Raw genomic sequence first — 14,855 nt, forward strand, 5'->3', positions numbered from 1 at the left:
TCGATCACCGTCAAGCTGATCAACCCGATCGCCATGGAAGAAGGTCTGCGCTTCGCCATTCGCGAAGGCGGCAAGACCGTCGGCGCCGGCGTCGTGGCCAAGATCATTGCGTAATTTGTAAGGTTTGATGGAGGGGTATAGCTCAATTGGCAGAGCGTCGGTCTCCAAAACCGAAGGTTGTAGGTTCGATTCCTACTGCCCCTGCCACCTGATGGTTGATGTGTATCGACGTTGAGGGTGGTTTGAAAAGTTAAAAAGCAAGCCCGCCGGGAGTCAAAAACTCCAGGTGGGCTTAAGCGTCTGAAAAGACGCCCGAAGATTGAACAGGAAATCCGGCAATCATGGCCTCTTCTCAAGTTGAAACCGTCAGTACCAGTGCCGACAAGGCCAAGCTGGGTGCGGCAGTGCTGTTGCTGGTGGGTTCGCTGGCGGGCTTTTACTTCTTCGCCAAGCAGGGGCAGCTCGCGCAATGGGGCGCGCTGATCGCCGGCTTGGTGGCTGCCGTGGCTGTTTTTCTGACCTCGGAGCCAGGCAAGCAGTTTGTGGCCTTTGGCCGTGATTCCTGGCGTGAAGTGAGAAAAGTCGTTTGGCCGGCCCGCAAAGAGGCTATCCAGATGACCGCATACGTGTTTGTCTTTGTGGTGGTGATGGCGTTGTTTTTGTGGCTGACAGACAAAACGCTCGAGTGGGTGTTTTACGACCTGATCCTGGGATGGAAAAGATAATGAGCGATCTGAACGGCACGGTAGTGAGCGAAGTGGCGGCAGGGACGTCCCTCACGCCGACCCCAGGCATGCAGTGGTATGTCGTTCATGCCTACTCCGGCATGGAAAAGGCGGTTGAGCGCAACATTGTTGAGCGCATTAACCGTGCGGGCATGCAGTCCAAGTTTGGCCGTTTCCTGGTGCCCACTGAAGAAGTGGTTGAAATCAAGAATGGTCAAAAGAAGACGACCGAGCGTCGCTTTTTCCCCGGCTACGTTCTGGTTGAAATGGTCATGGATGATGAAACCTGGCACCTGGTGAAGCACACCAACAAGGTGACGGGTTTTGTCGGTGGCGCCAAGAATCGCCCGGCCCCGATTTCTGAAGAAGACGTCCAGAAGATCGTCAGCCAGATGCAGGTCGGCACCGAGAAGCCGCGTCACAAGGTTGAGTTCGAAACGGGCGAGTATGTCCGCGTCAAGGATGGCCCCTTCACCGACTTCAACGGTACGGTGGAAGAAGTCAACTACGACAAGAACAAGGTGCGTGTGTCGGTCACGATTTTCGGCCGCGCCACACCGGTGGAACTGGAATTCAGCCAGATCGAAAAGACGTAATTTCGATCCGGTAATCAATTTCGCGCCTTGCAACTCGGTGCGAAACGGCCCTCAGGGGCTGCTTTGAGTTGTGTAACCCCCGGGGAGCCGGGGCCCGCCTCAGTGGCGGTGCCCAGGCGCTATGACCCGTAAGGAGAAAAGTATGGCGAAAAAAATCGTCGGCTTCATCAAGCTGCAAGTGCCAGCTGGTAAGGCCAACCCATCCCCCCCGATCGGCCCTGCGCTCGGTCAGCGTGGCCTGAACATCATGGAGTTCTGCAAGGCATTCAATGCGCAGACCCAGGGTGTCGAGCCAGGTCTGCCACTGCCTGTGGTAATCACGGCATTTGCCGACAAGAGCTTTACCTTCGTCATCAAGACCCCTCCCGCAGGCGTTCTGATCAAGAAGGCCATCAAGCTCGACAAGGGTTCGTCCACACCGCACACGGTGAAGGTTGGCAAGATTTCGCGCGCACAGCTCGAAGAAATCGCCAAGACCAAAATGAAAGACATGACGGCTGCTGACCTCGACGCAGCAGTTCGCACGATTGCCGGTACGGCTCGCTCCATGGGCGTGTCGGTGGAGGGTGTTGTATGAGCAAGCTGACCAAACGCCAAAAAACCATTGGCGACAAGATCGACAGCAACAAGCTGTACGCATTGCCTGAAGCTTTGGGCCTTGTGAAAGAATTCGCCGTCGCCAAGTTCGATGAATCCATCGACGTGGCTGTACAGCTCGGCATCGACGCCAAGAAGTCCGACCAGGTCGTTCGCGGCGCGGTTGTGTTGCCTAACGGCACCGGCAAGACCAAGCGCGTGGCCGTGTTTGCACAGGGCGCCAAGGCTGAAGAAGCCAAGGCCGCCGGCGCCGACATCGTCGGCATGGACGATCTGGCCGCCGAAATCAAGGCCGGCAAGATGGACTTCGACGTGGTGATTGCCTCCCCGGACGCAATGCGTATCGTGGGTACGCTGGGCCAGGTGCTCGGCCCCCGTGGCCTGATGCCCAATCCCAAGGTCGGCACCGTGACGCCTGACGTCGCAACCGCCGTCAAGAACGCAAAAGCCGGCCAGGTCCAGTTCCGCGTCGACAAGGCCGGCATTGTGCACGGCACGATCGGCCGCCGCTCGTTCGACACCGCCAAGCTGCAAGGCAATCTGGCTGCGCTGATCGATGCATTGCAAAAAGCCAAACCGGCTTCGAGCAAGGGCGTGTATTTGAAGAAAGTTGCGGTTTCGTCAACGATGGGTGTGGGCGTTCGCGTCGACACGCAAACCATCGCAGCGTAATCGCAGAAATTTGAGTGGGCCCGCAAGGCCTGCTCAATGTGGTGGGCTGCCGGAGTTCGCTTCGGCAGGTCATCCAAGACCGTTGGCGCGGCAGGCTTTCAAGCTGGCCGCTTAATCGAAAGACAGCCAACGCAGATGGCGGTCCCGCTGCAGATGGTTTTGAAAAGAATCTGAAACAGTTGGTCGCTGAACATGAGCGTGTTGAAGGGCAATGGCAAGCGAAAGCAGGCCAGCACCCGACGGCACATTTTTAAGGAGTAGACCTTGAGTCTCAACCGCAGTGAGAAACAAGCCGTCATTGATGAAGTGACTGGCCTCGCCGCTAAAGCTCAAACGCTCGTGATGGCGGAATACCGTGGTATCACGGTCGCTGACATGACCCGTCTGCGCAGCCAAGCCCGCGACAAAGGCGTGACCCTGAGTGTTCTGAAGAACACCTTGGCTCGCCGCGCAGTGGCCGGCAGTGCATTCGAAGTCGTGTCCGACCAGATGACCGGCCCGCTGATCTACGGTTTTTCTACAGATGCAGTAGCTGCCGCGAAAGTGGTATCTGACTTCGCCAAGACCAACGACAAGCTGGTCATTCGCGGTGGTGCATTCGGTGGCAAGACCCTGGACGTGAACGGCGTGAAGCAACTGGCCAACATTCCTTCCAAGGAAGTGTTGCTGGCCCAGTTGTGTGGCTTGCTGATGTCGCCTATTTCGCGTACGGCCGTTGTGCTGGGCGCCCTGGCGGCGAAAAAGGGTGGCGGCGCAGCCGATGCCCCCGCAGCAGCTGAAGCTGTAGCAGCGTAATTTGTACCCAACTTTTTTAGGAAATCAAAATGGCATTCGATAAAGACGCATTTTTGACCGCGCTGGATAGCATGACGGTCCTCGAACTCAACGAACTGGTGAAATCCATCGAAGAGAAATTTGGCGTGAGCGCAGCTGCTATGGCTGCCCCCGCTGCTGGCGGCGGCGGTGGCGGCGGTGCCGCAGCTGCTGAAGAGAAGACCGACTTCAACGTCGTGCTGCTCGAAGCTGGCGCCAACAAGGTGTCGGTCATCAAGGCCGTGCGCGAAATCACCGGTCTGGGCCTGAAAGAAGCCAAGGATCTGGTGGACGGCGCTCCGAAGAACGTCAAGGAAGGCGCTCCAAAGGCCGACGCAGAAGCTGCGAAGAAGAAGCTCGAAGAAGCCGGCGCGAAAGTCGAACTCAAGTAATTGCTTGTGTTTGCGAAGGCTGGAAGACCTTAAAAGGGCTTCCAGCCTTTCGTGCTTCAAGGAGCACACCGAAAAGCAGACCTCACAGTCTGCTTTCCAGTGTTTTTCTGATTCCCGACTGCAGAAAACGCCTTGGTTCGGGTGACGTGCAATGCGTCACCGTCCGCCATGGTTGGTAGTGGCCAACCACCAAGCTGCCTGAATACGTGGTGTATTCGGGCACGAGAGTCGCCAGAGCCCATCAACGCGGAGAACTCATGGCCTATTCCTATACCGAACGTAAACGCATCCGCAAAAGCTTCGGCAACCGCGAAAGCGTGTTGACTGTTCCCTATTTGCTGCAAATGCAGAAAGACGCGTACACAGCGTTCCTGCAAGCCGACCGCGCCCCCCAGAAGCGCACCATCGAAGGCCTGCAGGCAGCGTTTGACAACGCATTCCCCATCGTCTCGCACAATGGTTTTGTCGAGATGAAATTCATCGAGTACAACCTGGCCAAGCCCGCATTTGACGTGCGTGAATGCCAGACCCGTGGACTCACATTCGCCTCGGCCGTGCGTGCCAAGGTGCAGCTGATCATTTATGACCGCGAATCTTCCACGTCGCAGTCCAAGGTGGTCAAGGAAGTGAAAGAGCAGGAAGTCTATATGGGCGAAGTGCCGCTCATGACCGACAAGGGCTCCTTCGTGATCAACGGGACCGAACGCGTGATCGTGTCCCAGTTGCACCGTTCGCCAGGCGTGTTTTTTGAACACGACAAGGGTAAAACCCACAGCTCGGGCAAACTGCTGTTCTCGGCCCGCATCATCCCTTACCGCGGTTCCTGGCTCGACTTCGAGTTCGACCCGAAAGACGTGCTGTACTTCCGTGTCGACCGCCGCCGCAAGATGCCGGTCACCATCCTGCTCAAAGCCATCGGCCTGAACCCGGAATCCATCCTCGCGAACTTCTTCGTGTTCGATAACTTCCGCCTGATGGACAGTGGCGCGCAGATGGAATTCGTCGCCGAGCGCATGCGCGGTGAAGTTGCCCGTTTCGACATCACCGACAAAAACGGCAAGGTCGTTGTCGCGAAAGACAAGCGCATCACGGTTCGCCACACGCGCGAGCTCGAGCAAAGCAACACCACCACCATCAGCGTGCCGGAAGACTTCCTGGTCGGCCGCGTGGTCGCCAAGAACATCGTTGACGCTGAAACCGGTGAAATCATCGCCAAGGCCAATGATGAACTGACCGAAGTGCTGCTGAAGAAGCTGCGTGTGGCCGGCGTGCAGGACCTGCAAGTGCTGTACACCAACGAACTCGACCAGGGCGCGTACATTTCGCAAACCCTGCGCGCCGACGAAACGGCTGACGAGTTTGCCGCGCGCGTTGCGATCTACCGCATGATGCGCCCCGGCGAGCCGCCGACGGAAGACGCAGTGCAAGCCCTGTTCCAGCGCCTGTTCTACAACCCTGACACCTACGATCTGTCCCGCGTGGGCCGTATGAAGTTCAACGCCCGCGTCGGCCGCGATTCTTCGACCGGCCCCATGGTCATGACCAACGAGGACATTCTCGCGGTCGTCAAGATCCTGGTTGACCTGCGCAACGGCAACGGCGAAGTCGATGACATTGACCACCTCGGCAACCGCCGCGTGCGTTGTGTCGGTGAACTCGCCGAAAACCAGTACCGCACCGGTCTGGCACGTATCGAAAAAGCAGTGAAAGAGCGTCTGGGCCAGGCCGAGCAAGAGCCGCTGATGCCGCACGACCTGATCAACAGCAAGCCGATCTCCGCCGCCCTGAAGGAATTCTTCGGCGCATCGCAGCTGTCGCAGTTCATGGACCAGACCAATCCGCTGTCTGAAATCACCCACAAACGCCGTGTTTCGGCCCTTGGCCCCGGTGGTCTGACCCGCGAACGCGCTGGCTTCGAAGTGCGCGACGTGCACGTGACCCATTACGGCCGCGTCTGCCCGATTGAAACGCCCGAAGGTCCGAACATCGGCCTGATCAACTCGCTGGCTTTGTACGCCCGCCTCAACGAGTACGGTTTCATCGAAACCCCGTACCGCCGTGTGGTGGACAGCAAGATCACCGACCAGATCGACTACCTGTCGGCCATCGAAGAAGGCAAGTATGTGATCGCCCAGGCCAATGCCCTGCTGGACGACGCAGGCAAGCTGACGGGTGACCTGGTATCCGCCCGTGAAAACGGCGAATCCGTGCTGGTCGGCGCAGAGCGCATCCAGTACATGGACGTGTCGCCCGCGCAGATCGTCTCGGTCGCCGCATCCCTCGTGCCCTTCCTGGAACACGATGATGCCAACCGCGCACTGATGGGCGCCAACATGCAGCGTCAGGCCGTGCCTGTGCTGCGCCCTGAAAAAGCCTTCGTCGGCACCGGTATCGAGCGCGTTTCCGCGGTCGACTCCGGCACCGTGGTGACGGCCAATCGCGGCGGTGTGGTCGACTATGTCGATGCCACCCGTATCGTGGTGCGTGTCAATGATGCAGAAGCCCTGGCCGGTGAAGTCGGCGTGGACATCTACAACCTGATCAAGTACCAGCGTTCCAATCAGAACACCAACATCCATCAACGTCCTATCGTCAAGATGGGCGACAAGCTGGCCAAGGGTGACGTGATTGCCGACGGCGCATCGACCGACATCGGCGAACTGGCCCTGGGCCAGAACATGCTGGTGGCTTTCATGCCCTGGAACGGCTACAACTTCGAGGATTCGATCCTGATCTCCGAGCGTGTGGTGGCTGAAGACCGCTACACCTCGATTCACATCGAAGAACTCGTCGTGATGGCCCGCGACACCAAGCTGGGCTCCGAAGAAATCACGCGCGACATTCCCAACCTGTCAGAGCAGCAGCTCAACCGCCTTGACGAGTCCGGCATTATTTATGTCGGCGCTGAAGTCCAGCCGGGCGACACGCTGGTCGGCAAGGTCACGCCCAAGGGCGAGACCACGCTGACGCCGGAAGAAAAACTGCTGCGCGCCATCTTCGGCGAAAAAGCCAGCGACGTGAAAGACACTTCGCTGCGCGTGAGCCAGGGCTCGCAGGGCACTGTGATCGACGTGCAGGTCTTCACCCGTGAAGGCATTGTTCGCGACAAGCGCGCCCAGCAGATCATTGACGACGAGCTCAAGCGCTTCCGCCTGGACCTGAACGACCAGCTGCGCATCGTTGAAGCCGACGCATTCGACCGTATCGAAAAGATGCTGGTCGGCAAGGTCGCCAACGGCGGCCCGAAGAAGCTGGCCAAAGGCACCAAGATCGACAAGGCCTACCTGGCGGACGTCGAGAAGTACCACTGGTTTGACATCCGCCCTGCCGATGACGAAGTGGCTTCGCAGCTGGAAAGCGTGAAGAACGCCATGGAGCAGACGCGCCATAGCTTCGACCTCGCTTTCGAAGAAAAGCGCAAGAAGCTCACGCAAGGTGACGAGCTGCCGGCTGGCGTGCTCAAGATGGTCAAGGTTTACCTGGCCGTCAAACGCCGCCTGCAACCCGGCGACAAGATGGCCGGCCGCCACGGCAACAAGGGTGTGGTGTCCAAGATCGTTCCGGTCGAAGACATGCCTTACATGGCCGACGGTACGCCGTGCGACATCGTGCTCAACCCGCTGGGCGTGCCTTCGCGCATGAACGTGGGTCAGGTGCTTGAAGTCCATCTGGGCTGGGCCGCCAAGGGCCTGGGCCAGCGTATCGGCGACATGCTGCAAGCCGAAGCCAAGGTGGCTGAGCTGCGCAAGTTCATGGACACGCTGTACAACAAGTCCGGCCGCACCGAAGAGCTGGGCAAGTTGTCGGATGCCGATGTGCTCGAGATGGCCAGCAACCTGGCTACCGGCGTGCCGTTCGCGACACCGGTGTTCGACGGCGCTTCTGAAGAAGACATCATGACCATGCTCAAGCTGGCCTACCCGGATGACATCGCCAAGGCCAAGGGCCTGACGGCGACGCGCACCCAGGCCCAGCTCTACGACGGCCGCACGGGCGATCAGTTCGAACGCACGACGACGGTTGGCTACATGCACGTCCTGAAGCTTCACCATCTGGTGGACGACAAGATGCACGCCCGCTCGACCGGCCCCTACAGCCTGGTCACGCAGCAGCCCCTGGGCGGTAAGGCGCAGTTCGGTGGACAGCGCTTCGGCGAGATGGAGGTCTGGGCGCTGGAAGCCTATGGCGCCTCCTACACGCTGCAGGAAATGCTCACCGTCAAGTCCGACGACGTGCAAGGCCGTACCAAGGTGTACGAAAGCATCGTCAAGGGCGAGCACGCGATCACGGCGGGCATGCCCGAGTCGTTCAACGTGCTGGTCAAGGAAATCCGTTCGCTCGGTATCGACATCGAACTCGAACGCAGCTAATCAACAGGAAAGAAAAGGATTTAACTCATGAAATCATTACTCGACCTGTTCAAGCAATTCACGCCGGATGAGCATTTCGATGCCATCAAGATCGGCATGGCTTCGCCCGAAAAGATCCGTTCGTGGTCTTTCGGCGAAGTGAAGAAGCCTGAAACCATCAACTACCGTACCTTCAAGCCAGAGCGCGACGGTCTTTTTTGCGCCAAGATCTTTGGCCCCATCAAGGACTACGAATGCCTGTGCGGCAAGTACAAGCGCCTCAAGCACCGCGGTGTCATCTGCGAGAAGTGCGGCGTTGAAGTCACGCAGACCAAGGTTCGCCGCGAACGCATGGGTCACATCGACCTGGCCGCACCGTGCGCGCACATCTGGTTCCTGAAGTCGCTGCCGTCGCGTCTGGGCCTGGTGCTCGACATGACGCTGCGCGACATCGAACGCGTGCTGTACTTTGAAGCATATGTGGTGACCGACCCCGGCATGACCCCGCTGAAGAAGTTCAGCATCATGTCGGAAGACGACTACGACGCCAAGCGCAAGGAATACGGCGATGAATACACCGCCAAGATGGGCGCTGAAGGTATCAAGGACCTGCTCGAAGGGCTGGATCTCGACGTTGAAATCGAGAAACTGCGCAACGACCTGACCGGCTCCGAAATCAAGATCAAGAAGAACGCCAAGCGTTTGAAATTGATGGAAGCGTTCAAGAAGTCCGGCATCAAGCCGGGCTGGATGGTGCTCGACGTGCTGCCCGTGCTGCCGCCGGACCTGCGTCCGCTGGTGCCGCTGGACGGTGGCCGCTTTGCGACCTCCGACCTGAACGACCTGTATCGCCGCGTTATCAACCGCAACAGCCGTCTGCGCCGTCTGCTCGAACTGAAGGCGCCTGAAATCATTGCCCGCAATGAAAAGCGCATGCTGCAGGAAGCTGTGGACTCGCTGCTGGACAACGGCCGCCGTGGCAAGGCCATGACGGGCGCCAACAAGCGCGCACTGAAGTCTCTCGCCGACATGATCAAGGGCAAGTCAGGCCGTTTCCGCCAGAATTTGCTGGGCAAGCGCGTCGACTACTCCGGCCGTTCCGTCATTACCGTGGGCCCTACGCTCAAACTGCACCAGTGCGGTTTGCCCAAGCTGATGGCGCTGGAACTGTTCAAGCCTTTCATCTTCGCGCAGCTCGAATCGCGCGGCATCGCCACGACCATCAAGGCCGCCAAGAAGGAAGTTGAATCCGGCACGCCAGTGGTGTGGGACATCCTGGAAGAGGTCATCAAAGAGCACCCCGTGATGCTGAACCGTGCGCCTACGCTGCACCGTCTCGGTATCCAGGCCTTTGAGCCCATCCTGATCGAAGGCAAGGCCATCCAGCTGCACCCGCTCGTCTGCTCGGCCTTCAATGCCGACTTCGACGGTGACCAGATGGCTGTCCACGTACCGCTGTCGGTGGAAGCGCAGATGGAAGCCCGCACTTTGATGCTGGCTTCGAACAACATCCTGTTCCCCGCCAACGGCGAGCCCTCCATCGTTCCGTCGCAAGACGTGGTGCTGGGCCTGTACTACACGACCCGCGACCGCACCAACGGCAAGGGCGAAGGCCTGGTCTTTGCCGACACCGGTGAAGTGCGCCGCGCGTTCGACGCGGGTGAGCTCGACCTGAACGCCCGCATCAGCGTGCGTCTGACCGAGTACACCAAGGACAAGGAAACGAAAGAGTTCGTGCCCTCGACCAAGCTGTGGGAAACCACCGGCGGCCGTGCACTGCTCTCCGAAATCCTGCCCAAGGGCCTGCCTTTCTCCAACATCAACAAGGCGTTGAAGAAGAAGGAAATCTCCAAGCTCATCAACGTGTCTTTCCGCAAATGCGGATTGAAAGAGACAGTGGTGTTTGCCGACAAGCTGCTGCAGTCGGGCTTCCGCCTGGCGACAAAAGCCGGTATCTCGATCTGCATCGACGACATGCTGATCCCCAAGGAAAAGCCGACCATCATTGCGCGCGCGCAAAAGGAAGTCAAAGAGATCGAGCAGCAGTATGTCTCGGGCCTCGTGACCTCCGGCGAGCGTTACAACAAGGTGGTGGATATCTGGGGCAAGTCCGGCGACGAAGTGTCCAAGGTGATGATGGCCCAGCTCTCGAAAGAGAAGGTCATCGACCGCAACGGCAAGGAAGTCGAGCAGGAATCCTTCAACTCCATCTACATGATGGCCGACTCCGGTGCTCGCGGTTCCGCCGCGCAGATTCGCCAGGTGGCCGGTATGCGCGGTTTGATGGCCAAGCCTGACGGCTCCATCATCGAAACGCCGATTACCGCCAACTTCCGCGAAGGCCTGAACGTGCTGGAGTACTTCATCTCCACCCACGGCGCCCGTAAGGGTCTGGCCGACACGGCGTTGAAAACCGCCAACTCCGGCTACCTCACGCGCCGCCTGTGCGACGTGGTGCAGGATCTGGTCGTGACCGAAGAAGATTGCGGAACCCAGGAAGGCTCGCTCATGCGCGCCATCGTGGAGGGTGGTGAAGTCATCGAATCGCTGCGCGACCGTATCCTCGGCCGCACCGCGGTTGAAGATGTGCTGCACCCCGAGAACCGCTCGGTTCTGGCCAAGGCCGGCGTCATGCTGGACGAAGACCTGATCGAAGACCTCGAAGCAGCCGGCGTGGACGAAGTCAAAGTGCGTACCGCTCTGACCTGCGAAACCCGCTTCGGCCTGTGCGCCAAGTGCTATGGCCGCGATCTGGGCCGTGGCGGCCTCATCAACATCGGTGAAGCGGTCGGTATCATCGCCGCGCAGTCGATCGGTGAGCCCGGCACGCAGCTGACGATGCGTACCTTCCACATCGGTGGCGCCGCATCGCGCGCAGCGATTGCCTCCAGCGTCGAAGCCAAGTCCAACGGCGTGATCGGTTTCAACGCACCGATGCGTTATGTGACCAACAGCAAGGGCGAGCTGGTCGTGATTGCCCGTTCCGGCGAGATCATCATCCATGATGAGCACGGCCGTGAGCGCGAGCGCCACAAGGTGCCGTACGGCGCCACGTTGACCGTCAAGGCCGACCAGACCATCAAGGCCGGCGCCATTCTGGCCAACTGGGATCCGCTGACGCGCCCCATCATTACCGAGTTCGCCGGCAAGGTGGCCTTCGAGAATGTGGAAGAAGGCGTAACGGTTGCCAAGCAGGTTGACGATGTGACGGGTCTGTCCACCCTGGTGGTGATCGATCCGAAACGCCGCGGCGCTACCAAGGTGATCCGTCCTCAGGTCAAGCTGATCGACGCCTCCGGCCATGAAGTCAAGATCCCCGGCACCGATCACTCGGTGACGATCGGCTTCCAGGTGGGCGCGCTGGTTCAGGTGCGTGACGGCCAGGACGTGGGCCCCGGCGAAGTGCTGGCCCGTATCCCGATCGAAGGCCAGAAGACCCGCGACATTACCGGCGGTCTGCCGCGTGTTGCCGAGCTCTTCGAAGCCCGTACGCCGAAAGACAAGGGCACGCTGGCTGAAATGACCGGTACCGTGTCGTTTGGTAAGGAAACCAAAGGCAAGGTTCGCCTGCAGATCACCGATCCTGAAGGCAAGGTCTGGGAAGACCTGGTTCCGAAGGAAAAGAACATCCTGGTGCACGAAGGCCAGGTGGTCAACAAGGGCGAATCGATTGTGGACGGCCCGGCCGACCCGCAAGACATCCTGCGCCTGCTGGGCATGGAAGAGCTGGCCCGCTACATCGTCGACGAAGTGCAGGACGTTTACCGCCTGCAGGGCGTGAAGATCAACGACAAGCACATCGAAGTGATTGTTCGCCAGATGCTGCGCCGCGTGGTCGTTGAAAACGTCGGTGATTCCAGCTACATCGCCGGCGAACAGGTCGAGCGTTCCGCCATGCTGGATGCCAACGACGCCCTGCGCGCCGAAGGCAAGGTCCCCGCAACGTTCAGCAACTTGCTGCTGGGTATCACCAAGGCATCGCTGTCGACCGATTCGTTCATCTCCGCGGCTTCCTTCCAGGAAACCACCCGCGTGCTCACCGAGGCTGCCATCATGGGCAAGCGCGACGAGCTGCGCGGTCTGAAAGAGAACGTGATCGTCGGCCGCCTGATCCCTGCCGGCACCGGCATGGCCTACCACGAGGCACGCAAAGCCAAGGACCAGATGGACGACGCAGAGCGCCGCGCCATTGCCGAAGCTGAAGCTGCTGAACTGGAAGCAATGCCAGCCGCTGCTGAAGCCGGTGGCGAAAGCCCGGCTTCCGAATAAGCCAGCCAGCTCCCGGCGCTATGAAAAGCGCCAGGCCCCGCACCGCAAGGTGCGGGGCTTTTTTTTGGCTGATGGCGTGCGGCCACGGACTCCTGAATTTGTCCCTTCTCCCGAGTAGTCAAGGGAATTAGCTGGTTTTCGCAGTAAGGATGGGCGTTGTCAGCTATTAAAAGAATAGCAAAAGGTTGCTGGCCACCCAGCTTGCCGATTCGGCCCAAAAGCAGTTAACCTCGCGGCAACCGCAAACGAGCGCCTGAAATTGCCTTCAGGCTTTTTTCGACACCTTCCCGGCATCTTTCAGCATCAAGGAATTTTCATGTCCCTCAATACCCTTGTTTTTGTCGTCGTGTTTGCCTTGCTGGTTTTCTGGGCCGTGGGCGCCTACAACCGCCTAGTGCGCCTGAAGAACATCATCGCCAACGCTTTCGGCCAGATCGATGTGCAGCTCAAACGCCGCTATGACCTGATCCCAAACCTGGTGGAAGCCGCCAAAAAATACCTGCAGCATGAACAGAGCACCCTGGAAGCCGTCACCCTGGCGCGCAACCAGGCACGCACCGCCAGCGATGCGGTGCGTAGCCGGCCGGCCAATGCAGCGGCCGTGACTGCCCTGGCCGTGGCAGAGCAGGCCCTGGACGGCAGCCTGGGCCGGCTCTTTGCCGTGGCCGAGGCTTATCCTGAACTCAAAGCCGACCAGACCATCCGTGAGCTCAGTGAAGAACTGACCAGCACCGAGAACAAGGTCGGCTTTGCTCGCCAGGCCTATAACGACGCCGTGCTGGACTACAACAATGCGCAAGGGCAGTTTCCGGCCTTGCTGATTGCCCGTGTGTTTGGGTTTGCGCCGTCCGCCATGTTGCGCGCCACTGAAAGCGATGTTGAACGCCAGGCCGTGCGCATACAACTGTAAGAGCCCGGCTTAATGCGCTTCTTTGAGCGTCAGGACGCAGCCCGCGCGCAAACCACGCGGCTGTTGTTGCTGTTTGGCCTGACCGTGCTGGCGCTGGTCGTGGCCGTCAATGCCGCACTCGCCCTGACCTGGCGTATCGTCACACCGGGCTTTAGCGGCTACCCGGCTTATTTCTTTGCGGTGAATACCGGCATGACGCTGCTGTTCGTACTGGGCGGCTGGTGGATTGAGACTTCGGAATTAAGCGGCGGCGGTGAGAAGCTGGCACGCCGGGCCGGCGCCAGAGAAGCCTGGCCGGCCAGCCGCGAAACCGAGCGCAAGCTGTGCAACATCGTGAGTGAGCTGGCCATTGCCTCCAGCATGAAGCCGCCGCTGGCGATGGTGCTGGACCGCGAAGAGGGCATCAACGCTTTTGCCGCCGGCTGGGACGAGGACGACGCAGTGGTGGCCGTGACGCGCGGCGCGCTGGAACACCTGACGCGCGATGAGCTGCAGGGCCTGGTGGCCCATGAATTCAGCCATCTGCACGAGGGCGACACCCGCTTGAACATGCGCCTGGCAGGCATGGTGTTCGGGCTGGAGATGATCTTCAACCTCGGGCGCAGCATGTGTGATACCGATGCGAATGGGCAGCGCTCTTTTCTCGCCCTGCCCGGGTTCGCCATTCTCGCCACCGGCTCATTGGGCTGGCTCGCAGGCCGCGCCCTGAAGGCCGCAGTGTCGCGGCAGCGTGAATATCTGGCCGACGCACGCGCGGTGCAGTTCACCCGCAGCCGCGACGGCCTGGGCGGCGTGCTGCGCAAGGTGGCGGGCCTTCAGGAACAGGGCGGCCCGGCGCCGCGCACCCTGCATCCGGCGGTGCAACACATGCTGCTGGTGAGTGTGAGCGCCGACACCCGCTGGTTTGCCAGCCACCCACCCTTGCCCGAGCGCATTCGCCGTATCTATGGCCATTCGATGACGGCGCTGCCTGTCGGCCGTAGTGACGAGATGCCGACGCGGCCCGATGCCATTTTCTGAAGGCGCGCCGCGCCAGCGATGACTTGCAAATAAGCACATCGCCAATGGTTCGAACACCATGGCGCCTGTGCCTGCCGAAGTACTGGATACTCCCTATAGGGTGCCAGGAGCCCCGCGTTAAATTGTCAGTTGAAGAGACTGCTGCCCCAAAACGACAGGAGAACCCATGAGAACCCCACGATTTGCCAAGCTCGCGCTGCCCCTGCTGTGCCTTGCGCTCAGCCCTCTGGCACAAGCGCAAAGCGCCGGCACCAAAGAAGCGCTGTACACCAAAAGCCTGGCGGCCACTTGCGCCAACTGCCACGGCACCAACGGCAAGGCGGTGGACGGATCCTCCGTCCCGTCGCTCGCCGGACTCGATAAAGGCTACATCGTGACAAAGATGAAAGCCTTCAAGGACACCAAGCCCGGTGATCCATCGGTCACGGTGATGCACCAGATCAGCAAGGGCTACAACGATGCGCAGATCGAGTCGCTGGCCGGCTACTTTGCCGCCCAGAAGAAGTAAGGAC

Annotated in this window: 11 protein-coding genes, 1 tRNA gene and 1 pseudogene; all 13 read left to right on the forward strand. The window is 59.9% G+C overall.

From position 1 onward, the window contains the following. A pseudogene (locus BM408_RS19515) lies at positions 1-114 on the forward strand (elongation factor Tu); the annotation flags it as partial. Positions 115-131: 17 nt separating this feature from the next. Next, a tRNA-Trp gene (locus BM408_RS19520) sits at positions 132-207 on the forward strand. Positions 208-341: 134 nt separating this feature from the next. Beyond that, positions 342-725, forward strand: coding sequence for a preprotein translocase subunit SecE (gene secE / locus BM408_RS19525; protein ID WP_092132057.1), 384 nt, complete (start codon positions 342-344; stop codon positions 723-725). Between the two features lie 68 nt (positions 726-793). Next, positions 794-1,321: a transcription termination/antitermination protein NusG gene (gene nusG / locus BM408_RS19530; RefSeq protein WP_228778638.1), complete on the forward strand. Its 528-nt coding sequence runs from the start codon at positions 794-796 to the stop codon at positions 1,319-1,321. A 142-nt stretch (positions 1,322-1,463) separates the two neighbouring features. Continuing rightward, complete coding sequence (gene rplK / locus BM408_RS19535; protein ID WP_007871338.1) at positions 1,464-1,898, forward strand: 50S ribosomal protein L11; 435 nt, start codon at positions 1,464-1,466, stop codon at positions 1,896-1,898. Further along, positions 1,895-2,590: a 50S ribosomal protein L1 gene (rplA, locus tag BM408_RS19540; RefSeq protein ID WP_074580068.1), complete on the forward strand. Its 696-nt coding sequence runs from the start codon at positions 1,895-1,897 to the stop codon at positions 2,588-2,590. The genes rplK and rplA overlap by 4 nt, the downstream gene beginning before the upstream one ends. Before the next feature lie 264 nt (positions 2,591-2,854). Next, positions 2,855-3,385 carry a 50S ribosomal protein L10 gene (rplJ, locus tag BM408_RS19545; protein ID WP_092132060.1) on the forward strand — a complete coding sequence of 177 codons (531 nt, stop codon included), beginning with the start codon at positions 2,855-2,857 and terminating at the stop codon, positions 3,383-3,385. A 29-nt stretch (positions 3,386-3,414) separates the two neighbouring features. Continuing rightward, a complete protein-coding gene (gene rplL, locus BM408_RS19550) occupies positions 3,415-3,795 on the forward strand; it encodes a 50S ribosomal protein L7/L12 (RefSeq protein ID WP_092132061.1) in 381 nt (126 codons plus the stop codon). A gap of 257 nt (positions 3,796-4,052) precedes the next feature. After that, the gene (gene rpoB, locus BM408_RS19555; RefSeq protein ID WP_092132063.1) at positions 4,053-8,165 is read left to right on the forward strand and encodes a DNA-directed RNA polymerase subunit beta; all 4,113 of its coding nucleotides are present in this window, start codon (positions 4,053-4,055) and stop codon (positions 8,163-8,165) included. A gap of 27 nt (positions 8,166-8,192) precedes the next feature. Continuing rightward, positions 8,193-12,413, forward strand: a complete 4,221-nt coding sequence (gene rpoC, locus BM408_RS19560; RefSeq protein WP_092132064.1) for a DNA-directed RNA polymerase subunit beta' — start codon at positions 8,193-8,195, stop codon at positions 12,411-12,413. A 316-nt stretch (positions 12,414-12,729) separates the two neighbouring features. Further along, a complete protein-coding gene (locus BM408_RS19565; RefSeq protein WP_092132066.1) occupies positions 12,730-13,323 on the forward strand; it encodes a LemA family protein in 594 nt (197 codons plus the stop codon). A 12-nt stretch (positions 13,324-13,335) separates the two neighbouring features. Continuing rightward, positions 13,336-14,343 (forward strand): M48 family metalloprotease, encoded by a 1,008-nt coding sequence (locus tag BM408_RS19570; RefSeq protein ID WP_092132068.1) that lies wholly within the window; start codon positions 13,336-13,338, stop codon positions 14,341-14,343. A 166-nt stretch (positions 14,344-14,509) separates the two neighbouring features. Beyond that, a complete protein-coding gene (locus BM408_RS19575; RefSeq protein WP_092132070.1) occupies positions 14,510-14,851 on the forward strand; it encodes a c-type cytochrome in 342 nt (113 codons plus the stop codon). The last annotated feature ends 4 nt before the right edge of the window (positions 14,852-14,855 follow it).

Source organism: Polaromonas sp. YR568, assembly GCF_900116715.1.
GTDB lineage: Bacteria > Pseudomonadota > Gammaproteobacteria > Burkholderiales > Burkholderiaceae_C > Polaromonas.